General features: G+C 43.4%; 29 protein-coding genes. 27 read left to right on the plus strand and 2 right to left on the minus strand.

The genetic code is table 11. The features are described from left to right. Positions 1-160: 160 nt before the first annotated feature. Positions 161-673 (minus strand): DUF3189 family protein, encoded by a 513-nt coding sequence (locus D4T97_RS00755; protein ID WP_126046696.1) that lies wholly within the window; start codon positions 671-673, stop codon positions 161-163. 237 nt (positions 674-910) lie between these two features. Here D4T97_RS00755 and prfA point away from each other — a divergent pair, with 237 nt between their 5' ends. The 27 genes from prfA (at position 911) to spoIIID (ending at position 25,593) form a co-directional block, all read left to right on the plus strand. Continuing rightward, positions 911-1,981, plus strand: a complete 1,071-nt coding sequence (prfA, locus tag D4T97_RS00760; RefSeq protein WP_126046698.1) for a peptide chain release factor 1 — start codon at positions 911-913, stop codon at positions 1,979-1,981. Continuing rightward, positions 1,982-2,842 (plus strand): peptide chain release factor N(5)-glutamine methyltransferase, encoded by an 861-nt coding sequence (gene prmC / locus D4T97_RS00765; RefSeq protein ID WP_126046700.1) that lies wholly within the window; start codon positions 1,982-1,984, stop codon positions 2,840-2,842. A gap of 73 nt (positions 2,843-2,915) precedes the next feature. After that, complete coding sequence (gene spoIIR / locus D4T97_RS00770; protein ID WP_126046702.1) at positions 2,916-3,629, plus strand: stage II sporulation protein R; 714 nt, start codon at positions 2,916-2,918, stop codon at positions 3,627-3,629. A gap of 214 nt (positions 3,630-3,843) precedes the next feature. Further along, complete coding sequence (locus tag D4T97_RS00775; RefSeq protein ID WP_126046704.1) at positions 3,844-4,893, plus strand: L-threonylcarbamoyladenylate synthase; 1,050 nt, start codon at positions 3,844-3,846, stop codon at positions 4,891-4,893. A 521-nt stretch (positions 4,894-5,414) separates the two neighbouring features. After that, positions 5,415-5,963: a manganese efflux pump MntP gene (locus D4T97_RS00780; protein WP_126046706.1), complete on the plus strand. Its 549-nt coding sequence runs from the start codon at positions 5,415-5,417 to the stop codon at positions 5,961-5,963. Between the two features lie 682 nt (positions 5,964-6,645). Continuing rightward, on the plus strand, positions 6,646-7,077 hold the full coding sequence (locus D4T97_RS00785; protein WP_126046708.1) for a low molecular weight protein arginine phosphatase: 432 nt from the start codon (positions 6,646-6,648) through the stop codon (positions 7,075-7,077). Between the two features lie 499 nt (positions 7,078-7,576). Beyond that, a complete protein-coding gene (gene rpiB / locus D4T97_RS00790; protein ID WP_126046710.1) occupies positions 7,577-8,017 on the plus strand; it encodes a ribose 5-phosphate isomerase B in 441 nt (146 codons plus the stop codon). A gap of 32 nt (positions 8,018-8,049) precedes the next feature. Continuing rightward, positions 8,050-8,622: a TIGR01440 family protein gene (locus D4T97_RS00795; RefSeq protein WP_126046713.1), complete on the plus strand. Its 573-nt coding sequence runs from the start codon at positions 8,050-8,052 to the stop codon at positions 8,620-8,622. 111 nt (positions 8,623-8,733) lie between these two features. Further along, complete coding sequence (locus D4T97_RS00800) at positions 8,734-9,996, plus strand: serine hydroxymethyltransferase (protein WP_164525411.1); 1,263 nt, start codon at positions 8,734-8,736, stop codon at positions 9,994-9,996. A gap of 599 nt (positions 9,997-10,595) precedes the next feature. Then, positions 10,596-11,225, plus strand: a complete 630-nt coding sequence (gene upp / locus D4T97_RS00805; RefSeq protein ID WP_126046715.1) for a uracil phosphoribosyltransferase — start codon at positions 10,596-10,598, stop codon at positions 11,223-11,225. Positions 11,226-11,233: 8 nt separating this feature from the next. Then, entirely contained in the window at positions 11,234-12,379 is a 1,146-nt protein-coding gene (gene wecB / locus D4T97_RS00810; RefSeq protein ID WP_126046717.1) for a non-hydrolyzing UDP-N-acetylglucosamine 2-epimerase, read from the plus strand. Between the two features lie 304 nt (positions 12,380-12,683). Next, the gene (locus D4T97_RS00815) at positions 12,684-12,905 is read left to right on the plus strand and encodes an AtpZ/AtpI family protein (protein ID WP_126046719.1); all 222 of its coding nucleotides are present in this window, start codon (positions 12,684-12,686) and stop codon (positions 12,903-12,905) included. A gap of 6 nt (positions 12,906-12,911) precedes the next feature. Then, on the plus strand, positions 12,912-13,304 hold the full coding sequence (locus tag D4T97_RS00820; protein WP_126046720.1) for an ATP synthase subunit I: 393 nt from the start codon (positions 12,912-12,914) through the stop codon (positions 13,302-13,304). A gap of 6 nt (positions 13,305-13,310) precedes the next feature. After that, positions 13,311-14,024, plus strand: coding sequence for a F0F1 ATP synthase subunit A (gene atpB / locus D4T97_RS00825; RefSeq protein ID WP_126046722.1), 714 nt, complete (start codon positions 13,311-13,313; stop codon positions 14,022-14,024). 77 nt (positions 14,025-14,101) lie between these two features. Then, positions 14,102-14,314, plus strand: coding sequence for a F0F1 ATP synthase subunit C (atpE, locus tag D4T97_RS00830; protein WP_018708433.1), 213 nt, complete (start codon positions 14,102-14,104; stop codon positions 14,312-14,314). Positions 14,315-14,498: 184 nt separating this feature from the next. Then, complete coding sequence (gene atpF / locus D4T97_RS00835; RefSeq protein ID WP_126046724.1) at positions 14,499-15,026, plus strand: F0F1 ATP synthase subunit B; 528 nt, start codon at positions 14,499-14,501, stop codon at positions 15,024-15,026. Further along, positions 15,023-15,559, plus strand: coding sequence for a F0F1 ATP synthase subunit delta (locus D4T97_RS00840; RefSeq protein WP_126046726.1), 537 nt, complete (start codon positions 15,023-15,025; stop codon positions 15,557-15,559). The genes atpF and D4T97_RS00840 overlap by 4 nt, the downstream gene beginning before the upstream one ends. Positions 15,560-15,589: 30 nt before the next feature. Further along, the gene (atpA, locus tag D4T97_RS00845; protein WP_126046728.1) at positions 15,590-17,101 is read left to right on the plus strand and encodes a F0F1 ATP synthase subunit alpha; all 1,512 of its coding nucleotides are present in this window, start codon (positions 15,590-15,592) and stop codon (positions 17,099-17,101) included. 91 nt (positions 17,102-17,192) lie between these two features. Continuing rightward, positions 17,193-18,050 carry a F0F1 ATP synthase subunit gamma gene (locus D4T97_RS00850; protein ID WP_126046730.1) on the plus strand — a complete coding sequence of 286 codons (858 nt, stop codon included), beginning with the start codon at positions 17,193-17,195 and terminating at the stop codon, positions 18,048-18,050. A 58-nt stretch (positions 18,051-18,108) separates the two neighbouring features. Continuing rightward, positions 18,109-19,530 carry a F0F1 ATP synthase subunit beta gene (gene atpD / locus D4T97_RS00855; protein WP_126046732.1) on the plus strand — a complete coding sequence of 474 codons (1,422 nt, stop codon included), beginning with the start codon at positions 18,109-18,111 and terminating at the stop codon, positions 19,528-19,530. Positions 19,531-19,552: 22 nt separating this feature from the next. After that, entirely contained in the window at positions 19,553-19,954 is a 402-nt protein-coding gene (locus D4T97_RS00860; protein ID WP_126046733.1) for a F0F1 ATP synthase subunit epsilon, read from the plus strand. 103 nt (positions 19,955-20,057) lie between these two features. Then, a complete protein-coding gene (locus D4T97_RS00865; protein WP_126046735.1) occupies positions 20,058-20,300 on the plus strand; it encodes a DUF1146 family protein in 243 nt (80 codons plus the stop codon). Positions 20,301-20,469: 169 nt separating this feature from the next. Continuing rightward, positions 20,470-21,210 carry a YwmB family TATA-box binding protein gene (locus D4T97_RS00870; protein ID WP_126046737.1) on the plus strand — a complete coding sequence of 247 codons (741 nt, stop codon included), beginning with the start codon at positions 20,470-20,472 and terminating at the stop codon, positions 21,208-21,210. Between the two features lie 33 nt (positions 21,211-21,243). Next, complete coding sequence (gene murA, locus D4T97_RS00875; protein ID WP_126046739.1) at positions 21,244-22,554, plus strand: UDP-N-acetylglucosamine 1-carboxyvinyltransferase; 1,311 nt, start codon at positions 21,244-21,246, stop codon at positions 22,552-22,554. Between the two features lie 187 nt (positions 22,555-22,741). Further along, positions 22,742-23,764 (plus strand): stage II sporulation protein D, encoded by a 1,023-nt coding sequence (gene spoIID, locus D4T97_RS00880; protein ID WP_126046742.1) that lies wholly within the window; start codon positions 22,742-22,744, stop codon positions 23,762-23,764. Between the two features lie 316 nt (positions 23,765-24,080). After that, positions 24,081-24,938, plus strand: a complete 858-nt coding sequence (locus tag D4T97_RS00885; protein ID WP_164525412.1) for a M23 family metallopeptidase — start codon at positions 24,081-24,083, stop codon at positions 24,936-24,938. Positions 24,939-25,332: 394 nt separating this feature from the next. Then, a complete protein-coding gene (gene spoIIID, locus D4T97_RS00890) occupies positions 25,333-25,593 on the plus strand; it encodes a sporulation transcriptional regulator SpoIIID (RefSeq protein WP_018706548.1) in 261 nt (86 codons plus the stop codon). A gap of 129 nt (positions 25,594-25,722) precedes the next feature. Here the strand turns inward: spoIIID and D4T97_RS00895 are convergent, their stop codons facing one another. After that, complete coding sequence (locus D4T97_RS00895) at positions 25,723-25,977, minus strand: hypothetical protein (protein ID WP_126046744.1); 255 nt, start codon at positions 25,975-25,977, stop codon at positions 25,723-25,725. Positions 25,978-25,980: the final 3 nt, after the last annotated feature.

The following is a 25,980-nucleotide window of genomic DNA, read 5'->3' on the forward strand; positions in this document are numbered from 1 at the left end:
AGGGATTGCCTATAGAGCAAATAAGAAAAGATATAGGCCGCGACATTACAATACCTACTTCGGAGGCACTTGACCCTGACACATACACGCCATATCAAGGATGAAGTTTTCGTTTAAACAGACGTTGTCAGTTAGCGTAATAATGGATCGTGTTGCTGTACTACTTATATTTTTCATTTTCTAAAACAATCACGTCTTCATAATGAGATGTTTTAGCAACTTGTTTCGTATTTTCAACTAACTTATAAATATTATCACAGCATTGTTTTGCACCTTTTACTAATAACGGAACACCTATAAAATCAATTTTCAATCCTCTCGAGAAAAATCCCCCAAACGACATAACAATTGGAACAGTAGGTGATGTATTGGAGAAAACTATTTTTTCATTAAAATGAAATTTACTTTGAAGTAATAAAGTCAATTCTTTTAAAGCTGGAACAACAAGTTTGTTCCTTTTTCGTCCTATGGTATACACTGCGTTGCCATCTTCATCGTTTCCGTGAAAAATTAGTTTTCCAAAATCTTTTCTCGTTAGTCGATTAAAATACTTTACATTTAATATCTCTTCTGAGGTTAGTTTTCTTTCTGATTGAGGTAATTGTTTTAAATGATACGCAGCAGCCAAAGCCGTGGTATGTGTTCCGCCATAATCATTATAAATATAAATCATAGGAAATCATCCTTTATCAATTGATTGTTTTTATTATGGGCACTTTTTCATTTGCCAATTCGGTTGGCAGTGCAGACAGACAATACAATGGCTTTATATTGATAAAATTGTATTTTTCACCATCAGGAGATTTGGGGCTAAGCTCCGCTTTTCTTATAAAAAAATTTGCTTTGCGGAAAGTGGACAGTGTACTATAAAAAGAGCTAAATGATTGGAAAAACTTTGAGGTGAAGACTTGTGTTCGATAGATTACAATCGGTTGAAGACCGGTATGAAAAATTAAATGAATTGTTAAGCGATCCCGAAATCGTCAGTGACTCTGAAAAGCTCAGGGAGTATTCGAAAGAACAATCATCAATTTCGGAAACGGTTGAAGTTTACAGGGAATATAAAGAGGCTAAGTCGGAATACGATGATGCCAAAGAAATGCTCGATGATAAGCTAGATGCGGAAATGCGGGAAATGGTCAAGGAAGAGATCGCTGAATTGGAAGACCGGATCGAAGAGCTGGAAGAACGGCTGAAAATTTTGTTGATCCCGAAAGACCCGAACGATGATAAAAACGTCATTATGGAAATTCGTGGAGCTGCAGGCGGTGACGAGGCCGCTCTGTTTGCCGGCGCCCTTTACCGCATGTATAGCAGGTATGCGGAGGCGCAAGGATGGAAGACAGAAGTGATTGAAGAACATTCCACGGGTCTTGGCGGTTTTAAGGAAATCATCTTCATCATAAATGGTAACGGAGCTTTTTCCAGACTGAAATATGAAAATGGAGCCCATAGGGTGCAGCGTGTACCGGAAACGGAGTCGGGCGGAAGAATCCATACGTCCACTGCGACGGTGGCTGTACTTCCTGAAGCTGAAGAGGTTGAAGTGGATATACATGAAAAAGATATTCGCGTTGACACTTTTGCATCTAGTGGACCGGGCGGGCAAAGCGTAAATACGACGATGTCTGCTGTACGTTTAACGCATATTCCTACGGGAACTGTTGTCTCCTGCCAGGACGAAAAATCACAGATTAAAAATAAGGAAAAGGCGATGAAAGTTCTTCGTGCCCGCGTTTATGATAAGTTCCAGCAGGAGGCGCAGCAAGAGTATGATGCGAACCGTAAATCAGCTGTTGGAACCGGTGATCGCTCAGAAAGGATCCGGACGTACAACTTTCCGCAAAATCGTGTGACGGACCACCGGATCGGCCTTACAATCCAGAAGCTGGATCAAATATTGGAAGGCAAGCTGGATGAAGTCATTGATGCACTGATTGTTGAAGATCAATCCAAAAAGCTCGAAAGCGTGGAAGATTAATTGTCAAACGAACGGACCATATTCAAAGCCCTTTCCTGGGCTTCTTCTTTTTTAAAAGAAAATGGACGGGATACCAATGCTGGTGAAATTCTGTTGAGAGCCCAACTGGACATGAGCCGCTCAACACTTTTAGCTGAACAGAGAATGTCTCTTGCTGATCATCAATGGGAGCAGTTTGAAGTAGCTGTAAAGGAACATGCGGAAGGTAAGCCTGTTCAGCATATTATTGGTCATGAAGAGTTTTACGGTAGGGAATTCCTAGTAAACGAAGATGTTCTTATTCCGCGTCCGGAGACGGAAGAACTGATCGAAGCTGTTTTACAAAAGATCGAGGCGAAGTTCGGTTCCTCATTACAAGACCTTAAAGTGGCTGATATTGGCACAGGAAGCGGTGCTATAGCTGTGACGTTAAAATTGGAAAGACCCGAGTTGTCAGTTTTTGCTTCCGATCTGTCTAAAAAGGCCCTCGCAACTGCCAAACGCAATGCGGAACGGCTGAATGCAGAAATTGAATTTTTGCAGGGTGATTTGCTTCAACCCTTCATCGGAAGCCGGCAGAAACTGGATGTAGTTGTGTCCAATCCGCCCTACATCCCAGCTGATGAAGTGTTGTCAAAGGTTGTTTCTGAGCATGAGCCTCATACAGCTCTATTTGGTGGGGAAGATGGATTGGATTTTTATCGCAGATTTGCGCGGGACTTGCCGGGAGTTTTAAGTGAAGTCGCAATTGCGGCGTTTGAAATCGGGGATGGCCAGGGCAAGGCCGTGAGCAGTTTGTTGGAGGTCAGTTTTCCGGAGGCTGAAATTGAAATAATCAATGATATTAACGGAAAAGAGCGCATTGTCACCATGATACGTTAGGAAAATATGATTCAATTGATTATACGATTCAAATGTTGTCCATACTGTCCTAGTGAAGGGACGGGTGGGGAATATGAGGAAAAATAGTAAACAAAAATTCTATCAAAAAAATATAGCGTGGATATACATTGCCATTCTTTCACTAGCAGCTGTCGTTAGCTTCTATGCTCCTGAAAATGAGAGCGCAGCTGCTGAAAATATTATGGTTATTCCGGAAGAAGCAATTCGATTAAGGATTCTTGCCAACAGTGACAGCGAAAAAGACCAGGAAGTCAAAAGGGCTGTCCGAGATGCTGTGAATAAACAAATAAATGAATGGGTGGAAGAATTAACATCCATTGATGAAGCGCGTAATGTAATATCTTCAAGACTGCCGGAGCTTGAAAGCATTGCGAAGGAAGAGCTTGAAAAGAACGATTTTGATTATTCAGTCCACATTGATTTTGGGGATGTGCAGTTCCCGACGAAGCTTTATGGGCAATACCTTTATCCCGCAGGAACCTATGAAGCTGTATTGATCACTCTTGGCGAGGGGAAGGGAGCTAATTGGTGGTGTGTACTGTTTCCGCCGCTTTGCTTCCTGGACTTTTCAAACAGTGCTGCGGTCAGCCAGGGAATTGACGAAGATGTGGAAAACCCTGTGGATTCAGAAATTCAACTTGATGAAAATGTAATTGACCAGGCAGGAGGCCAGCCGGATGTTCCAGCGCCGACATTCGTTGGTGAGCAGGAGGAGGAAGTGGAGGTCAAATTCTTTTTAAAAGAATTGTTTGATGGACTTCTTTAATCAACAATCAATCTCTCGAAGGGGAGATTTTTTGTTTTTTGTGTTACTGTTTTAGCAAGTTATTCACAAATTCCAATTGGATTATCCACAAAACAGGGGTTTTTATCCCCAAGTTGTTGATAAAACCTGAAAATACATGTTGATTGTAAAAACCATGGCGTAAAAAAGACCCATATATTATGGTTGAAAGCGTAGGAAAAAAGAGGTGGCATTTATGGAGACAAAATACTGGTCTGTGGATAGTAATGTGGATAGAAAAAAAGATTATCCACAGATTGTGGAAGCCGCGGATTTTTTAAAAAATGAAGAGCTAGTTGCTTTCCCGACGGAAACGGTTTATGGCCTGGGAGCTAGTGCGCTATCGGACGCTGCGGTGTCAAAAATATTTGCCGCAAAAGGCAGGCCGGCAGACAATCCGTTGATTGTCCACATTTCTAGTGTAGAGCAGCTCGAATTATTAACAGAAAACATCCCTGAGACAGCTGTCCTGTTGATGAATAAGTTTTGGCCTGGTCCATTGACGTTAATATTAAATAAGAAAACCAATGCTGTTTCTTCATTGGTAACGGCTGGGCTGAATACGGTAGCCGTCAGAATGCCGGATCATCCAGTTGCCCTGTCACTAATCGAGGCAGCTGAAGTTCCAGTTGCAGCACCGAGCGCCAATAAGTCCGGAAAACCCAGCCCCACCTCAGCAAGTCATGTATTGGATGACCTTGCTGGTTTGATTGGCGGAGTGGTTGATGGTGGACCGACAGGGGTTGGAGTTGAATCAACTGTAATTGATTGTACTGCCGAAGTTCCCGTTATATTGCGTCCTGGCGGCGTGTCCAAAGAAGAAATAAAGGAAGTCATTGGAAACGTGGAACAGGATCCTGCCCTAATCGGTTCCAAGGCTGCACCTAAATCCCCTGGAATGAAATACCGCCACTATGCGCCGGTGGCACCGCTGTTTTTAACAGATGGAAATCAGGAATGGATTCAGGGGCTTATTGATCAAAAGAGGTCATCCGGACTAAAAGTCGGTATACTTGCCCCAAGGGAGTCAGCTTCTTTTTACAAAGCAGATGCGGTCGCAGTCTGTGGAAGCAGGAGAGACTTGGGGAGTGTCGCACAATCCCTTTATCAGGCACTAAGAAGCTTTGACGAAAAAAATCTTGATCTAATATATGCAGAAGTTTATCCTGTCAAAGGGGTGGGAGCGGCCATTATGAACAGGCTTGAAAAGGCGGCTGCCCACAGAAGAATAACACAGGAGAAATAGGATTCTAAGGGCTGGACGCCTTAAAAATCAAATCGTTAAAGTGGAATTAATCCGGCTTTGTCTAGCTATAGCGCCCAGCAACTAGCATGCTTCACACTCCTTTCCTCGAAAAAGCTCCATTTTTCTGCGTGGATGCTTTTTCAAGGAAGTAGATTCAGAGCACTACAATAAGTCAACATATAGTGCTCCTGCGCCATAGCTTACTCGAGGAGATTTTGTTCAGCTCGTCGCAAAGCGCACGAAGCGTATTCAAGGAGCAACTCACGATGCTTGGGAGAAAGCTGCTTGGCTCCGACGGGCAGGACGCCCTAGTGCCACCGACGTACAGGAAGTAATAGTGCAAGCGAAACGACAGGATGTCACGCTCTGAGCCTGCCAGCGCTTGTCGCCCCTAAACGGCCGTCTTCCGTATTTCAACTTGTACGTCGCTTAACGGGCGCTTGCGCTTTTCTATACGTCTACTCCTTCACCTCGATGCATATGATTTTTATAGGCACGTCCGAGGTGAAAGGGGTCATTCCATGACATTTCCGGAATTTGTTACATTAGTGATCATGGCCTTTGCTGTGGGAATGGATGCTTTTTCTGTTTCACTTGGCATGGGGATATTTAAACTCAGGTTACGTCAGATATTTTCTATTGGAATAACAATTGGTATTTTTCATATGGCCATGCCGCTACTTGGAATCATGACGGGACATATGCTGTCCGCTACATTTGGAAAGATTACAGGTTATATTGGCGGCATGCTTCTCGTGATTATGGGGGCACTGATGGTAGTTTCATGTTTTCGCAATGATGAACAAACAATCGTGGCACCTATTGGTTGGGGCTTAATTATTTTTAGTATGGTTGTAAGCTTGGACAGTTTTTCAGCAGGATTGAGTTTGGGAATGTTTGGTGCAAGAGCGGTCGCTGCCATGATTATTTTCGGAGCGGTGGCCACTATCTTGACTTGGAGTGGGCTAATTTTGGGGAGAAAAGTACAGACCTGGCTGGGTTTCTACGGGGAATTGCTGGGTGGCTTCATCTTAGTGGCATTTGGGATCAAGTTGGTCGTTATCGGCTAAAAAATCCCAGTAATATAGATTCATAGAAATAATCGCTCTACAGCTGTCCGTTGGATGGCTTTTTTATTGTTTAGCCTACTTGTTGTCGGTAAGCAGGCACTCTCCGCACTTCTTTTTCCTTTATCTCGTCACGAGTCGTCCAGTGTCTAGCTGCAACGCCTAGCCCCTCGAGGTCACAAGCCTGCAAGGAAGCACACTCAGGAAGGATGTGCTCCTGCGCCATAGGGAAATTCGAGGAAGTCTTGTTCAGCTCGTCGCAAAGCTGCACGGAGCATATTCAGAGTAGTTTCACATGATGTGTTTTAAGTAAGTAGCTTCCCTGTGGTGGCTGAAGTACTGCCTCCTCGGGAATCGTCTTGTGCTTGTCTGGGCTGACCAAGGCGTTTCCGCTTTTCTGTCTGTACGTCGCTAACCGAGCGCCTTCGCTTTTAATGATATCCAGCTACGACGGATAGGATGTCCTAGTGCCACCGACGCCACAGGATGTGGCGCTTGGAGGCGGCCAGCGCTCAGCGACTAGCAGACTTCCTCCTCTTTCCTACGATAAGTCAACATCGCTCCGCTTTGCTTCGCGTGTTTCCTTTATCTCGTCAGGAGTCGTCCAGTCTGTACGTCGCTCCCCGAGCGCTTTCGCTTTTAATGATATAATAAGGAAAAAAGATAAGGGGCGAGATGTGCCAGTATGAAAAACGTATTATTCGTTTGCACCGGCAATACATGCCGAAGCCCGATGGCCGAGGCGATTTTTAATCATATACAATTAGGAAAAGCTTTTGCCCGATCTGCCGGATTGTTTTCCTCCGAAGGCAGTCGTGCAGCCCAAAATACAATAAAAGTCCTGGAGGAAAACAAGATGCAGTTGGACCACAGGTCCAGTCAGCTGAATGAAGACGATTTGCATTGGGCTGAATATATTTTCACCATGACGAAGGGCCATAAAGATATTTTAATGGACATGTATCCGGCAGCCGCAGATAAAATATTCACACTGAAGGAATATGTTGAGGGACCAGAAGGCAACCTTGATATTGTTGACCCGTTTGGAGGGGATATCCATACATATAGGACAACCTTTGCCGAATTGAAAAATCTTATTGAAAGACTATCTTTATAATTAAAGAAAGTATAAAGTTAGACTGAATTTTCTTTTCAAACAAGGATAGGTTGTGTCTAGCTTCGACGGACAGGAGGTCTTAGTGCCACCGACGCGCAGGAAGTGCTAGCGCAACTGAACCTGCCGAAGCCACAAGATGTAGCGTCCTGAGGCGGCCAGGCGCCATCGGCTCGAGGTCACAAGTTGCAAGGAAGCCTATTCAAGATGAATGTGCTCCTGTGGCACAGCATATTCGAGGAAGAAAAGGTTAATCTCGTCGCAAAGCTGCATGAAGCAAATTCGGTGATACTTCTCACGGAGTGATTGAAATCAGTCGCTTCGCTGTGGTGGATGAGGAACTCCCTCATCAAAATTCGCCTTGTGCTTGTCGCCGGTAAGCGGGCGTCTTGCGCTTTTCATAATTAACGGCAATAATCCTGCGCTCTAAAATGGCAACAGCACTACTCTTCTTTTATAATGAAGAAAGTATGTGAAGAAGAATAAGGAGGAGAATCTTTCAATGAAAGTCGCAATTGCATCTGATCATGGTGGTATTAACATCCGAAAGGAAATTCTCCAGCTAATGGAAGAAATGAATATTGAATATGAAGACATGGGATGTGAAGACGGATGTTCCGTTGATTATCCTGATTATGCCATTCCTGTTGCGGAAAAAGTGGCAAGCGGGGAATGCGACCGTGGAATTCTGGTTTGTGGAACGGGTATTGGCATGAGTATAGCTGCCAATAAAGTGAAAGGCATACGCTGCGCTCTTGTACATGATGTGTTTAGTGCAAAAGCTACCAGGCTTCATAACGATAGCAATGTCTTAGCGATGGGCGAGCGTGTTATTGGGCCGGGATTGGCCCGTGAAATAGCAAAAGTGTGGCTGGAAACCGATTTCGAAGGTGGCCGCCACGAAAACCGGGTTCGTAAAATAACGGATTACGAAAGCAGGTAAACTTTTTGAATATTTTAGTGGAGGCGTTGTAAATGTCAGTTGAACAATGGCGTGAAGAGATGCGTACCCTCCTTATGGAGTGCAGTGAAAATTTATCCCTCACACAAGGTAAAGTTCTTGTAATCGGCTGTTCCACTTCTGAGATTGCCGGGAAAAAAATCGGAACTTCCGGAACATTGGAAGCGGCTGATATGTTGTATGAGGAATTGAAAAAGTTTGCAGACGACCAAAATATCCATTTGGCTTTTCAATGCTGTGAACATTTGAACCGTGCCTTGGTTATCGAAAGACAGACCGCTCTGGAAAAGGGTTGGGAGGAAGTGTCGGTTGTTCCGGTATATAACGCTGGCGGTTCCATGGCTACTTGCGCATACTCGCAAATGAAGGATCCTGTAGTAGTTGAATTTATCAAGGCAGATGCGGGCATTGATATTGGTGATACATTTATAGGCATGCATTTGAAGCATGTGGCGGTACCTGTTAGAGTCAGCCAAAAGTCGATCGGTGATGCCCATGTTACAATTGCAACTACACGACCAAAACTTATCGGTGGGGCAAGAGCGGTATATGAAAAGCAAAAACTGAACAATCAATGCTCTTTCTGATAATAATGTTCCGTTTTTGTTGAAAATGGAATTGGAAAGTCGAGCCCATCGTGTTAAAATATAAGCGAATAACGAATACAAGCCAAACCTGAAAGGATGAGGGAGAGCAACATGAGCAAATTAAGTGAAAATAGTGCTTTGAGTGCTATTGCACAAGAAGATCCGCAAGTTTACGAAGCCATTCAAAAAGAATTGAAGAGACAGCGGACGAAAATTGAATTGATAGCATCCGAGAACTTTGTCAGCGAAGCAGTAATGGAAGCGCAAGGATCGGTTTTAACAAATAAATATGCCGAAGGGTATCCAGGACGCCGTTATTATGGCGGATGTGAGTATGTAGACATTGCAGAGGACTTGGCACGTGACCGAGCAAAGGAAATTTTTGGTGCAGAGCATGTAAACGTACAGCCGCATTCAGGTGCACAGGCAAACATGGCGGTTTATTTTACTGTTCTTGAGCATGGAGACACTGTTCTTGGCATGAACTTATCTCACGGCGGCCACCTTACTCATGGAAGCCCTGTGAACTTCAGTGGTGTTCAATACAACTTTGTTGAGTACGGAGTTGATAAAGAGAACCACCGCATCAATTACGAAGATGTCCGTCAAAAGGCATTGGAACATAAACCAAAGTTGATTGTAGCTGGTGCGAGTGCATACCCGCGGGTCATAGATTTTGAAAAGTTCCGGGAAATTGCTGATGAAGTAGGAGCATACTTCATGGTGGACATGGCTCATATTGCAGGTCTTGTAGCAGCAGGACTCCATCCTAACCCAGTGCCATATGCTGATTTTGTGACTACAACAACTCACAAAACATTGCGCGGCCCACGCGGCGGAATGATCTTTTGCAAAGAGAAGTTTGCTAAAGCGATCGATAAATCTGTATTCCCTGGGCTTCAAGGCGGCCCGCTCATGCACGTTATTGCAGCGAAAGCCGTTGCGTTTGGAGAAGCTTTGCGTGATGACTTCAAAGATTACGCGAAATTGATTATCGAAAATGCCAACAGATTGGCTGAAAGCCTTAAAAAAGAAGGCATTAACCTTGTGTCCGGCGGAACTGACAATCACTTATTATTGTTGGATGTTCGTTCCTTGGGGCTTACTGGGAAAGTTGCAGAAAAAGTGTTGGATGATGTGGGAATCACTGTCAACAAAAACACTATTCCTTTCGATCCTGAAGGGCCTTTTACAACAAGCGGCGTCCGTATTGGAACAGCAGCAGTCACATCTCGCGGATTTGGAATGCAAGAAATGGATGAAATTGCTTCCCTGATCGCTTTTGTCCTTAAAAACCATGAAGATGAAGCGAAATTGGAAGAAGCACGCAAACGGGTTGAAGCAGTCACTTCACGCTTCCCACTCTATGAATAATTTTTTAAACGAACAGTCTGTCGATTAAAAGGCAGGCTGTTTTTTTTCTGCTTATTAATACGGTAAATATAAATTGTAATAATTGTCTTCACAAAGAGACCACAGTTGATTTCCGTTCTTGGCGGACGCTTTTGCGCGGTCTCACTTCCGCAGAATCCAGAAAAAGCTACTTCGATTAAGCAGCTCACATTGGAAATGCGAAGCATTTTCGAGGAGTCGCCGCCTTCTAGCAATCAACAAACTGGGTTTCTATGATTTCCATTGTATGTATCTCCAGGTCTTTGCTAGATGAATATTATTTCACTTTTCAGTTGTAGTCAGACTGCGAATAAGGCAGCTTCCGAACAGTAATCGAAACATCAATACCATTGTCTAGAAAGCCATGGTTGTGTTCAGGTATAAAGCGATCAAAAATGATAATTTTATTTGGTAGCAATCTTTCTCATTTGTTTCTTGAAGAAAGATTTTCTTTTATGTAAAATGGGCAGGGATATATAACGACCAGAGCGAGGGTAACTGGTTCGGCCAATCATGCCTAGCCGCTTTACATATGCTCCCGTCTTGATCGTAAAAACTAAATTATAAAGGAGAGAGAATAAATGGGCAAAGTTCATGTGATCGACCATCCTCTCATTCAGCACAAAATTACGTACATTCGTGATAAAAATACAGGGACAAAGGAATTCCGTGAGCTCGTTGATGAAGTGGCAACGCTTATGGCTTTTGAAATTACAAGGGATATGCCTCTCAAAGAAATTGATGTGGAAACTCCTGTAAGCACAGCTAAGTCGAAAGTGTTGGCCGGGAAAAAAATCGGCATTGTACCGATTCTTAGAGCTGGCATCGGTATGGTGGAAGGCATATTAAAACTCATTCCTGCTGCAAAAGTTGGACATGTAGGTCTTTACCGCGATCCGAAGACTTTACTGCCGGTTGAATATTATTTAAAACTTCCAAGCGATGTTGAAGAAAGGTTCTTTATTGTTGTGGATCCGATGCTTGCAACAGGCGGTACTGCAGTGGAAGCAATTCATTCATTGAAAAAGCGTGGAGCAAAGCAGATTAAGCTTATGTGCCTTATTGCTGCCCCTGAAGGTGTAAAGGCTATTCAGGAAGCACATCCGGACGTAGATATTTACGTTGCGGGTGTCGATGAAAAATTGAACGAAAAAGGATATATTGTACCGGGCTTGGGTGACGCCGGGGATCGTCTGTTTGGGACGAAGTAATGTTAAACATGGAAAAACGTATTAAGGTTTTGTCCGTTTTCGGAACAAGACCGGAGGCCATAAAAATGGCACCACTTGTCCATGAATTGAAAAGCAGGGACAGCGAATTTGAGTCGTTTGTGGCTGTTACAGCTCAACACCGCCAAATGCTTGATCAAGTACTTGAAATTTTTAACATTGAACCTGATTTTGACTTGAATATAATGAAAGACCGTCAAACACTCATCGATGTCACAACACGCAGCCTTGAAGGGCTTGATGCGGTTCTTAAGGATTTGAAGCCTGATATTGTTCTGGTTCATGGCGACACGACGACCACTTTTTCTGCCAGCCTTGCCGCTTTTTACAACCAGGCCTCCGTTGGCCATGTTGAAGCAGGTTTGCGGACATGGAATAAATATTCTCCATTCCCTGAAGAGATGAATCGGCAGTTGACAGGCGTTATTGCGGATTTGCACTTCTCGCCTACTGAAAAAGCAGCCCGGAATCTGATCGCCGAAGATAAAGAGGAAGAGAGAATTTTTATCACTGGAAATACAGCTATCGATGCTCTTAAAACAACTGTAAAAAAGGAATACAAGCATGAAGTGCTCGATCGGCTTGGCAGCGACCGGTTGATCCTTCTTACTGCCCACCGAAGGGAGAATCTGGGTGAACCCATGCGGAACATGTTTCGCGCGATCAAACGGGTTGTTAACGAGCAGCCCGATATCCAGGTTATCTATCCGGTTCATTTAAACCCGGTTGTTAGAAAAACCGCGGACGAAGAGCTGGGCAACGATCCGCGGATTCACCTGATTGAACCTCTCGGGGTTATCGACTTTCATAACTTTGCCAATAGGGCGCACTTGATTCTTACCGATTCAGGCGGAGTTCAGGAAGAAGCACCGTCATTGGGAGTTCCTGTGCTCGTTCTCCGGGATACGACAGAGCGGCCAGAAGGGATAGAAGCAGGGACATTGAAGCTTGCAGGGACGGATGAAGAAACGATTTATCGCCTTGCTACGCAATTGCTTAGGGATGCCGATGAATATAAACAAATGGCTCACGCAGTCAACCCTTACGGTGATGGAGAAGCTGCGAAACGGATTGCAGATGCTATTTTGTATTATTTTAAAATGAAAACAGACAGACCGAAACCATTTCGGCCATAGATTGACAGGAGGGAAATTGCCTCCTGTTTTTCTAAAGAAAAGATGTTGAAAATCAAAGTAAGAAAAAGGTCGAAAAACCACATATTAGTTGAAATTTGATGAATTTGTGACAAACTGAAAATCGCAATTAGTTTGTTTCTAATTTCACATGAAACTCGTTGACATTGACATAGCCCTATTGTATGCTTACAAAGGGTATGAAAAGGAGAGTTTATTCACTTTCTTTTAACCAGAAAAAGCGCGGAATTTGTCAACAAAACTCGAATGTTGCAGGCTTGAAAACGGAGCACAGGAATGATGCGAATTGAGTAAAGAAAAACGTCATCCGCTTTACGGGATGGCCATTTATTCTGCTGTCCTGACGCAGCTGGCAGGCTCTGTTTTGGCGGGAGTTTTTATCGGAAGATGGCTGGATGAAAAATCAGGAATGGAGCCATTGTTTCTGATTGTCGGTCTCCTTTTGGGTTTGGCAGTTGGAACGTTCGGGGTGATTATGACAATCCGACAATTTTTATCGGGGGATTAGAAAGATATGGATGATCTCCAACAGTTATTTAATAGGCACCGGAAGTACATACTGTACTTATTGGCAATTCTTGTATTGGGTTGGGGTTTTACTCCTTACCAATCTATATTTATGGGATTGATACTTGGGACTTCGATCAGCTTCTTTAATCACTGGATGATGATTCGAAGGACAAGCAAGCTCGGGGAAGCTGTTTTGGAAGGACGCAAGATGCGTTCAATCGGCACTTTGTCAAGGATGGCGTCAGCCGTATTTGCCGTATACATTGCAATGCAATACCCGGAAGTTTTTCATCTCATAAGCGTAATTATTGGATTAATGACATCTTACATTGTCATATTGATAGATGCTTTAATCTCCATCCTAATTAGAAAAGACAAGCAGCGGGAAGAGAGGTGAATCTAAATGGATCATGGAGCACCAATAAAAGAAATATTTGGATTATATTTCAACCTCGGTAACGTAATGATGATTACGATAGCTTCACTTATTGTGTTTATCATTGCTGTGGTCAGTACACGGACACTGGCAATGAAACCGACAGGTATGCAGAACTTTATGGAGTGGGTATTCGATTTCGTCAAAGGAATCGTTAAAAGCAACATGGACTGGAAAACAGGTGGGCACTTCCACATACTTGGCGTAACTTTGATATTTTATATATTTGTTTCCAATATGCTGGGGCTGCCATTTGCAGTATCCGTCGATCATCAACTATGGTGGAAATCACCAACAGCCGATCCGGTTATCACACTTACATTGGCAACAATGGTAGTGGTTCTATCACATTACTATGGTATCAAACAAAGAGGCTTCGGCGAATATCTTCGCGGCTATGTCCGCCCTATGTGGTTTTTGCTCCCGCTCAAAATTATTGAAGAATTTGCCAATACATTGACATTAGGTCTTCGTCTTTATGGAAACATCTTTGCAGGGGAGATTTTACTTGGTTTGCTGGCTGGAGGGCTTGCAGCCATGGGCGCAGTCGGCTGGATTGCAGCAGCAATTCCGACGCTTGCATGGATGGGATTCTCAGTGTTCATCGGAGCAATTCAAGCATTTATTTTTACGATGTTAACAATGGTTTACTTGGCTCACAAAGTCAATGCAGACCATTAATATATAACTTGTTCATAAAAATGGACAAAGACTTTCAACCAAAATACTTTTTATATATTTAAGGAGGAAATTTTATAATGGGAATGTTAGCAGCAGCAATTGCAATTGGTTTAGCAGCTCTTGGAGCAGGTATTGGTAACGGATTGATCGTTTCCCGCACAGTTGAAGGGATTGCACGTCAACCTGAAGCACGTGGTATGCTACAAACTACAATGTTCATCGGGGTAGCGTTGGTAGAGGCTATTCCTATCATCGCAGTTGTTATCGCGTTTATGGTTCAAGGTAGATAACATTTATTGAATAATCAGAACACGTTTTAAAATGGCGAAGAAGATAATGCTTCGCCATTTTTTAAGAAAAGCGTAGGCGTTTGACGCCTCATACAGTAGCAAAAACGAGTTAGTATTGACTTGCCACCGGCAACGGCCGGTTTGATTTAATCCAATACGAAAGGCCGAAAGGAGTGGAGCGGGCTTGTTAAAGAGCAGCTTTGTATTAGGAGCAGAGATTGCCGGCGTTCATTTTAATGGCGGCGACATCATTTTCCAGCTTCTAATGTTTATTATATTAATGTCGCTGTTGAAGAAGTTTGCTTGGGGTCCTTTAATGGGCGTCATGAAACAGCGTGAAGAACATATATCAGGTGAAATTGAAGCGGCAGAAAACAGTCGTTCAGAAGCGAGCAAATTGCTTGAAGAGCAAAAGTCTCTATTAAAAGAAGCACGTCTTGAAGCGCAAAACATGATCGAAAACTCCAAAAAGCATGGTGAAAACCAACGCCAGGAAATTATCGATACTGCCCGCCAAGAAGCGGAGCGCCTAAAAGAATCTGCGCGTGCGGAAATTGCACAGGAGAAGGAAAATGCTGTTGCGGCTTTACGCGAACAAGTAGCCTCCTTATCTGTCATGATTGCTTCTAAGGTTATTGAAAAAGAATTGTCGGCTGAAGATCAAGAGAAGCTGATCAATGAATATATCGAAAGAGCAGGCGAGGATCGATGAGTAATCCTGTCGTAGCTGAGCGTTATGCGCTGGCTCTTTATCAAGTGGGAAAGGAACAGAACCTTTCCGGTCAAATTGACGAAGAGCTCAAGACGATTAAAAAAGTCCTTGTGCAAAATCCAGGATTCATCGGCCTTTTGAAGACACCTAAGCTTTCCGTAGACGACAAAAGGAATTTAATTAGGCAGTCATTTCCAAATGTATCTCCTGCCGTTATCAACACTTTCATGCTTTTAGCTGATCGCCACAGGGAAGATATCATGGTTGAAGTGGCCGAATCCTATATCAATCTTCTCAATGAAGAGCGCGGCATTGCCGAAGCGACTGTCTATTCAGTCCGGGCATTGACTGCAGACGAAACTAAAGCCATTTCTGTTGTGTTTGCCCCAAAAGTAGGCAAGCAAACATTAAATATTGAAAATGTAGTTGATCCAAACTTGCTCGGCGGTGTCAAAGTGCGCATTGGCAACAGAATCTTTGACGGAAGCCTTCGTGGAAAACTTGACAGGCTTGGACGCAAGTTGACCAGTTAAGAACGATTTGAATAATGTGGGGTGAAATTCATGAGCATCAATGCTGAAGAAATCAGTGCGCTGATAAAGAAGCAAATTGAAAACTATCAAGCTGAATTAGAAGTTAGTGATGTTGGTACAGTTATTCAAGTAGGGGACGGTGTTGCCCGTGCTTATGGCTTGGACAACGTCATGGCTGGAGAACTTGTCGAGTTCTCTAACGGTGTCATGGGAATGGCGCAAAACCTTGAGGAAAGCAACGTCGGTATCGTAATCCTCGGACCATATACAGAGATCCGTGAAGGTGACGAAGTTCGTCGTACAGGACGCATCATGGAAGTTCCGGTTGGTGAGGAACTGATCGGTCGTGTAGTTAACCCATTGGGACAGCCTGTTGACGGAATGGGACCAATCAACACAACAAAAACTCGTCCAATCGAAAGCCCGGCACCTGGTGTTATGGACCGTAAATCAGTTCATGAGCCATTGCAAACAGGGATTAAAGCGATCGACGCTCTTGTTCCAATCGGACGTGGACAGCGTGAGTTGATCATTGGTGACAGACAAACAGGTAAAACAACCGTTGCTATCGATACAATCCTGAACCAACGCGAAGAGGATATGATTTGTGTTTATGTTGCTATCGGACAAAAAGAATCTACAGTTCGTAATGCGGTAGAAACACTTCGCAAACATGGTGCAATGGATTATACAATCGTTGTTACAGCTTCTGCAGCCCAGCCTGCACCACTCTTGTACTTGGCTCCTTATGCCGGCGTTACAATGGGTGAAGAGTTCATGTACAACGGCAAACATGTCCTTGTTGTATATGATGACTTGTCCAAACAGGCAACTGCTTACCGTGAACTTTCTTTGCTTCTTCGCCGTCCTCCAGGACGTGAAGCATTCCCAGGGGATGTCTTCTACTTGCACTCCCGTTTATTGGAGCGTGCTGCGAAGCTTAGTGATGCAAAAGGCGGCGGTTCTTTAACTGCGCTTCCGTTCGTTGAAACACAGGCAGGCGATATTTCTGCTTATATCCCTACGAACGTTATCTCTATCACAGACGGACAAATCTTCTTGCAATCCGATCTATTCTTCTCCGGTGTTCGTCCGGCAATCAACGCTGGTCTTTCTGTATCCCGGGTTGGTGGATCTGCGCAAATCAGTGCAATGAAAAAAGTTGCTGGTACACTGCGTCTTGACCTTGCAGCATTCCGTGAGCTTGAGTCATTTGCTCAATTCGGATCTGACCTGGATAAAGCGACACAAGCAAAGCTTGCTCGTGGTCAACGTACAGTTGAAGTGTTGAAGCAGGATCTGAACAAACCGATCAGAGTGGATAAGCAAGTAATGATTCTATATGCTTTGACACGTGGATACTTGGATGATATCTCTGTACCGGATGTCCTTAGATTTGAAGAAGAATTATATTCATGGCTTGATCACAACCGTGCAGATTTGCTTGAGTCTATTCGTTCAACAGGAAAGCTTCCAGCTGACGAAGATATGGCAGATGCTTTGAACACATTCAAAAAGACATTTGCAAAAAGCGACTCTTAAGATAAATGACGGCTCAAGGTGCCAAGGTTCTGAGTTCCTGGCACCTTTTCAAAAGAATATGATAACTTCAAATACAGGGTGGTGAGAACCAGTGGCATCATTGCGTGATATCCAAAACCGTATCAATTCGACGAAAAAAACAAGTCAAATCACGAAGGCAATGCAAATGGTTTCTGCGGCAAAGTTGAACCGTGCTGAAACCAACGCCAAGTCATTTGTTCCATATATGGAGAAAATCCAGGAAGTTGCTGCAAGTATTGCTTTGGGAAGTAAAGATGTAAATCATCCGATGCTTGAAACCCGTCCGGTCAAAAAAACAGGATACCTTGTCATCACTGCTGACCGTGGTCTTGCCGGACCGTATAACAGCAGCATTTTGCGGGCGGTCAATAATAAAATTCAAGAACGCCATAAAAGCAAAGACGAGTATGCAATCATTGCTATCGGGCGAATGGGGCGCGACTTCTTTGTGAAAAAAGGCATGAATGTAGTGCTAGAGATTACAGGCCTTTCGGATCAACCATCATTCGTTGATATCATGGACATCACTCGGAATACAGTCGGAATGTTCACCGACGGTACATTCGATGAACTGTACATGTACTATAATCACTTCGTAAGTGCCTTGACACAGGAAGTGACCGAGAAAAAAGTATTGCCTTTGACAGATTTGGGCACATCGACCAAGCTCATGTCATATGAATATGAACCTTCTGCGGAAGCCATTCTTGAAGTCTTGCTTCCACAATATGCAGAAAGCTTAATATATGGGGCTCTACTTGATGGAAAAGCAAGTGAGCATGCTGCAAGGATGACGGCGATGAAGAGCGCGACAGATAACGCCTCCGAACTCATCGACAGTCTTACATTGTCCTTTAATAGGGCTCGCCAGGCAGCAATCACTCAGGAAATCACTGAAATTGTTGGCGGAGCGGCCGCGTTAGAATAGATTGATGAAATAAAAACTTGATTATTATTACTATTGATCCCAGGTAGGAGGGAAAGAAATGAGCAAAGGACAGGTTTTGCAAGTTATGGGACCGGTTGTCGACGTTAAGTTCCCAGACGGCCATCTCCCTGAGATTTATAATGCGCTGAAAGTAACGTACAATGCTCAATCAGAAACAGAAGTTAATATTGACCTAACATTGGAAGTTGCCCTTCATCTTGGCGATGATACTGTACGTACTATTGCCATGGCATCTACAGATGGAGTTCAGAGAGGCATGGAGGTCATTGACCGAGGAGCTCCAATTTCCGTACCGGTCGGCGATGTCACTCTTGGACGTGTTTTCAACGTACTAGGTGAAAATATTGACTTGGATGAAAAGATTGATGAGAATGCAAGACGCGACTCCATCCACCGCGAAGCACCTAAGTTCGATCAGCTTTCTACTGAGGTAGAAATCCTTGAAACAGGAATCAAAGTTGTCGACTTGCTCGCTCCTTATATCAAAGGTGGAAAAATTGGCCTCTTTGGAGGTGCGGGTGTAGGTAAAACAGTTCTTATCCAGGAATTGATCAACAACATCGCACAAGAACACGGTGGTATATCCGTATTCGCCGGTGTTGGAGAGCGTACTCGTGAAGGAAACGACCTTTACTTTGAAATGAAAGATTCCGGAGTTATCGATAAAACAGCCATGGTATTCGGACAAATGAACGAGCCGCCTGGAGCACGTATGCGTGTTGCATTGACTGGTTTGACAATGGCTGAATATTTCCGTGACGAACAAGGACAGGACGTTCTTTTCTTTATCGACAACATTTTCCGTTTTACACAAGCAGGTTCAGAGGTTTCCGCCCTTCTTGGCCGTATGCCTTCTGCGGTTGGTTACCAGCCTACACTTGCAACGGAAATGGGTCAATTGCAGGAGCGGATTACATCAACAAACGTTGGTTCCGTAACATCCATCCAAGCGATTTATGTGCCTGCGGATGACTACACTGACCCGGCTCCAGCAACAACATTTGCTCACTTGGATGCTACAACAAACCTTGAGCGTAAACTTTCTGAAATGGGTATTTACCCGGCGGTTGACCCGCTAGCTTCTTCTTCCCGTGCACTTTCCCCAGAAATTGTCGGCGAAGAGCATTACGAAGTAGCGCGTCAAGTACAAGTAACACTTCAAAGATATAAAGAGCTTCAAGATATCATTGCAATCCTTGGTATGGATGAGCTATCTGATGAAGATAAGCTGACTGTTGCTCGTGCACGCCGCATCCAGTTCTTCTTGTCTCAAAACTTCCACGTAGCTGAGCAATTTACCGGCCAGCCTGGATCTTATGTTCCTGTACAGGAAACTGTCCGAGGATTTAAAGAGATCCTTGAAGGTAAATATGACCATCTTCCTGAAGATGCTTTCCGTCTTGTCGGTCCGATTGAGGAAGTTATAAAAAAAGCGGAAGAAATGGGCGTAGAAGTATAAATAGGGACGAGGAGGCGATCAAATGAACACTTTGAAAGTAAGTATTGTCACTCCAGACGGCCCAGTCTATAATTCAGAAGTTGAAATGATCAGCACAAAGGCTGAAACCGGTGAGCTGGGAATACTTCCAGGACATATTCCATTGGTTGCTCCCTTGCAAATCGGTGCAGTCCGTTTAAAGAACGGAAGCAAAACAGAATATGTTGCGGTCAGTGGCGGCTTTTTGGAAGTTCGTCCTGAGGAAGTCACTATTCTTGCCCAAGCGGCTGAAACAGCGGAAAACATTGATTTTGCGCGTGCTGAAGCAGCCAAGAAACGTGCAGAACAGCTTCTGCAAACTAAACGGGATGACATAGATTTCAAAAGAGCTGAACTCGCATTGAAACGTGCGATGAACCGGATAGATGTGTCACAACAAAGATAGAGCTTTAAAATATAACACCTTCTGGTCTTGCCTGATCGGAAGGTGTTATTTATAAAAAGACTGGTCGCTTCGCTGGGATTCCAGCTGTACAAGGAGGATTTCAATGATCGATGGTATGGAAATTGGTCAGCAGGCCCTCATTAGCATCATTTCGCATCTGTTATTTATCGGGTTAACCTTTTGGGCCCTTCAGGCATTACATTTTGATAAACTCCTAAGTGCCAACCGGATATTTCAGGCCAGGCTGCTATATATCATTTTAACGATTGCAATCGGGTCTTCCGTCAGCAACTTTTTCCTCGATTATTTACACTGGTCTCGACAACTTCAATACTTTTTTAAATAGGTCTTTTGGCACGTTTTTAAACGAAGGCTTTTTGTTATGATGTGAATTGTGAGTGCATAATAAAAGGAATTTGTCGAAAAAGCAAAAAAAATTTGTCTGGATATGCAGTCTTTCTTAAAGTATGTCCTACCCCTGAGTGGAAACACTTAAGTTAAGGGGGAGAGTACTTATGAAGGGATGCTGCAGAGAATATTTTATTTTATTGTTGCTATTAACTAGTTTGATTGTTTTTTTTAGCGGGAATAACACAAGTGTTGCTGAAAAAAGTGAATTGGATATTGAGAAATTGGTACATGCGGTTCAAAAGCAACAAGGATCCATCATTGAATGGTCTCTATATACAAGAGAACTGGCTGAGCAACCATCACAGGAATTGTCTGTCACTAGATTAAAAAGAGTTTTTCCCGAGTGGGACTGGTCTTTGTCACGTAAAGAAGGAAAAGAAACAGTGACAGGGATCAATTACAACGGGAAGATAGAAGAAAAGATTGTAGCAGTGACAACCGATAATGGTAATAAAGACAACTTAATTTCTTATGTATCTTATGAATTGAAGGGTACAACGTGGAATCACAGAATATCTAAAAGTACAGAAACATTATTTCAATCTAGAACTGAATTGATTTTTAAACAAAAGCCTGTTGTTTTCTCTTGTATCAAAGGCATATTCAATGATGATGAATTTGGGCAAACAATTGTAAGTGGACTATTATCATCTCTTTTGGCGAAGGAGAAAGAGGCACTTAGAGAAGAGGATTTTTCCTCTATATCTGCATATTCCTCTCTTTTTACACAATCTCTATCTCTCCCCGGCAAAGAAATGAATCTGCAGATCGGTCTGCGCAAAAACAAAGCAGGAAACGGTACATACTTTACGGTAGGCACACCCATCCTGACAAATGAATACTAATATTAAAGAAAATAGACGCGGAGGGGAATACTCTTGGAAAAGATCATCGTCCGCGGCGGGAAAAGGCTCAGCGGCACAGTCAAGGTTGAAGGTGCAAAAAATGCTGTTTTGCCTGTTATCGCTGCATCACTATTGGCAAGCGAAGGAAAAAGCGTCATTCGCGAAGTACCAACTCTCTCCGATGTATACACAATTGGTGAAGTGTTGCGTCACTTGAATACAGAAGTAACATTTGAAAATAAAACGGTTTATGTGAATGCTTCAAACGAACTCAATATCGAAGCTCCGTTTGAATATGTTCGGAAAATGAGGGCCTCAGTGCTTGTGATGGGACCATTACTGGCCAGGCAAGGTAAAGCTCGCGTGGCTCTTCCAGGCGGATGCGCAATCGGTTCGCGGCCAATCGATTTGCATTTAAAAGGCTTTGAAGCAATGGGAGCGCAAGTTTCCGTTGGGAATGGATACATTGAGGCTTCTGCTGAACAGTTGACGGGCGCAAAAATCTATTTGGATTTTCCAAGTGTTGGCGCTACACAGAATATCATGATGGCAGCTGTTCTTGCAAAAGGAACGACTGTTATGGAAAACTGTGCAAAAGAACCAGAAATTGCGGATCTTGCCGCTTATTTGAATAAAATGGGTGCTTATGTAAGAGGGGCAGGTACCGAAACGATTACAATCGAAGGTGTCGATAAATTATATGGTGCCGACCATACAATCATGCCTGATAGAATCGAAGCGGGTAGTTTTATGGTGGCTGCCGCTATTACAGGCGGGAACGTGCTTGTTGAAGGTGCGATCGCAGACCACATGGCATCCGTTGTTGCCAAGCTTAAAGAAATGAATGTGGAAATTATTGAGGAAGAAAACGGTCTGCGTGTAATTGGTCCGGAAAAATTAAAGCCGGTAGATATTAAAACAATGCCGCATCCAGGATTTCCAACAGATATGCAGTCGCAAATGATGGCACTCCTGCTATGTGCAGAGGGAACAAGCGTCATTACTGAGACTGTATTTGAGAATCGTTTTATGCACGTGGAAGAATTCCGCAGAATGAACAGTGATATTAAAATCGAAGGCCGTTCTGTTATCATCCAAGGACCATGCGAGCTCCAAGGGGCAGAAGTAGCTGCAACTGATTTGCGTGCAGCTGCAGCATTGATTATTGCAGGGTTGAAAGCCGACGGATATACTCGAGTTACCGAGCTTAAACACTTGGACCGGGGCTATCTTGACTTCCATAAAAAACTGCAAGCTTTGGGTGCTGACGTTGAACGTGTGAAAGACATTTCCAGTGAAGTGGAACACAAAGAAAGTAACATTGTAACCGACTTAAATGCATGATATGATCAAACCCGCGAAAGCGGGTTTATTTTTATGGATTTTTTATGGGGTCCAGACCCCTATCTGGCATATTTACAACACCATTCGTTCCCTGCATATAGATAGCATAAAAGCTTGTCCTTCTGAATAAATTGGACCGAGGTGATTGTTTTCAATTCACCTTAATTTTTATATTGGAGGCATAGGCATGAAGCAATTAAAACCGCTGCTTTTTATTACCACTCTATTAATCGCCATTTCTTTTCTCGTTCCGTCCCTTCTCGTTCTGCCTTTTTCAAAAGAAAAGGCCATCATCGAATTAGATGAACGAACGGCCGAATTGCCGCCAAAAGTTAAAGAAAATCAACCATCTGCTGAGGTCGCGGTCTACCGAACTGCAGCTCAGACAGTCGAAAAACTGCCTTTGGAAGAATACGTAATAGGAGTGGTGGCGTCGGAAATGCCGGCGGACTTCGAAGAGGAGGCATTAAAAGCCCAGGCGCTAACAGCAAGAACGTATATTGTCAACAATCTTTTAAATCCTGAAGGCGGCCAGTTACCGCAAAATGCGGATGTAACTGATACTGTCAACCATCAGGTTTATAAGAATAAGAAAGAATTGAAGCTTCAGTGGGATAAGGATTACGATTGGATGATGAAAAAAATAACTGAGGCAGTCAAGGCTACCGAAGGAGAAATCCTTACCTATAATAATAAACCCATAACTGCTTCTTTTTTCTCTACAAGCAACGGCTATACGGAAAACGCAGAAGATTATTGGAATAACCCTGTCCCTTACTTAAAAAGTGTAGAAAGCCCTTGGGACAGCCAATCGCCAAAATTCAATGACCGGAAAGTCATCAGTGTAAAAGAGTTCCAGCAGAAGCTTAATGTTAATATCGAGAATGCAAATGATATCGGCACGGTCACCGCACGTACATCAGGAAAAAAAGTGGCTGCTGTTACCATCGGAGGGAAAAGTTTTAGCGGTAGAGAAGTGAGAGAAAAACTTGATTTGAAGTCGACCGATTTCACTTGGGAGAAAAAGGGGAAATCGATTATTATAACTACGAAAGGATACGGACACGGTGTTGGAATGAGCCAATACGGTGCAAACGGAATGGCGAAAGAAGGAAAAAATTATGATGATATCGTCAGCCATTATTATCAGGGAATAACCATTTCGAATGCTAGTCAATTCTTTGATAAGAGAGTTGCGTCCACACAATGAGAGAAAGCCGGCAATCCGAAAGAACATTGCCGGCTTTTTCAATTTATCCATATGGTTATTTAATGCTTTAATGAAAGTAGAGGCTGTTCATGAGCAAAATAGATTTTAGCATTAGGAGAAACCTTATTCGAAAATACAAATCCAAATCCAAAATTGAAGGTTGAGCCTTCAATGTGCAATATTACATAGGGAATAAAAGGGAATATTCATTTTTTTGCATAAAAAATGTCTTATATCAGAAAATAAGAAGTGTTTTTCTCATTTTCAAGTATATAATTCTGTCTTTCTGTTCAAAATGATGGCAGAGGTGATGAAAATGAGAGAGGAAGAAAAGAAGCGATCTTCTCTAAACAAGTTTTTTAAAAAGCGGTGGGTATTCCCGGCAATCTATCTTGCCAGTGCTGCATTGCTCATTTCCATGATATTCTGGTATCAGACCGCCGGCAATAATACAGCTGATAAGGCTAAATTGACGGAGGAAGGTAAAGAGCTTACAGGCATGCATGACAATGACACAGTCATTGAAGTTAACCAGTCATTTGAAAATGTCTCGGTTCCTGTGAAAAATCAAGACGAAGTGGATTACGTCACACAATTCTACGATTCCAACGCATCAATGGACGAGCAGGAAGCGGCACTCATTGTTGATGGTAACAAATATCGTCCAAACATGGGAATTGATATTGCCATGAAGGACGGTTCCGAGTTCGAAGTATTAGCTTCCCTCAGCGGGAAGGTTACTGCTGTCCGGAATGATTCGCTCCTTGGCAACGTCATTGAAGTGGAGCATGATAATGGTGTGAAGACGATCTATCAATCGGTCAAAGACATGCAGGTCAAGTCGGGAGATGCTGTCAAGCAAGGGCAGGTGCTTGCTAAATCAGGTACAAGCCAGTTAAACAAGGAAGCAAAGAACCATGTTCATTTTGAAATTCGCAAAGACAACACGGCGCTAAATCCACTCGACTTTTTTGGGCAGCCGTTCACCGCTTTTGAAAATGTAGACAAAGAGGCAGCTGACACAGAGAAGCAGGAAGATGCATCCGGCGAAACGGAGCAGGATCCTGCAGCAGGAGATTCTGAGCAGCAAGAGACTGATGCGGATAATGATGGTCAGTCACAGGAGACTGATTCTCATGAAGAAGATCAGTCTAACCAAATGATAAATGAATAAATATTAAATCGACAGGCTTTGTTAAGGCCTGTCTTTTTTATTTTTATAAAAAGAACCGATATGCTCATGAAAGCTTTTTATAACGAAAATATTTGTCCTCATCCTTGTCCTTATTGCCTTTTTCGAGCATATATCTTCGTGCGGACAAATAAGATGTACCAACACGATAAAAACAGAGAGTGCTTGAGGTGAGTAATCGTTTATTAGAGCCTACATTCAATTCGATATTTGTTCATTTCCTGTAAATGAGCTTGATTTGTAAAAGATGACTTCCTATTCGTACAGTATGCTGTGGAACAGAAGACAAGTTCCAAAAAAGCAGACCCAGTATGTATATACAAACGACGAGTCTCATTTCACACTCCTCACATCCAATTCAGGGAGGGCGAGTGGTGTGCACGATTACATCAAAGAGCGAACGATCAAGATTGGAAAGTATATCGTGGAGACGAGAAAAACGGTTCGCATGATTGCGAAGGAGTTTGGCGTATCCAAAAGTACTGTCCACAAAGACTTGACCGAACGGCTTCCGGAATTGAACCCGGAGCTGGCCAACCAGGTGAAAGGCATTTTGGAATACCATAAATCAATCAGGCATCTTAGGGGAGGAGAGGCAACAAAGCAAAAATATAAGAAAGCCGAGCTTCAAAAATAACTTTTTCTTAGGAGGAAGGCGTGTGCCTTCTTCTTTGTTTATTCCATCTGGTTGGTGCTACGCCTAATCATTGATTTTTTATCTCATAGATTGGAGTGCTTTAGTACATGCGATTCGAAGCTGCTTTTGTCATCTTCTCAGCCTTACATATCCCGGTTTCTCCCTGATCAGCCGCCCTCCGCATTTCTCCTGTCCAGCTACGACGCCTAGCCCCTCGAGGTCATAAGCCAAACGCTGCTGTAGGCACAGGACGCCTTCTTCAGCGCTCGTCTTATGCTTGTCGGGGCTAATCAAGCGGTCTCCGCTTTTCTCCCTGTCCAGCTGCGGGCGGCAGGGGCTCGAGGTCGCTTCGGTCAAACCAATGAAGTCAAGGAACGACTTCACTGG

The sequence above is a fragment of the Siminovitchia acidinfaciens genome (assembly GCF_003605385.1).
In the GTDB taxonomy this organism is placed as follows: domain Bacteria; phylum Bacillota; class Bacilli; order Bacillales; family Bacillaceae_C; genus Siminovitchia; species Siminovitchia acidinfaciens.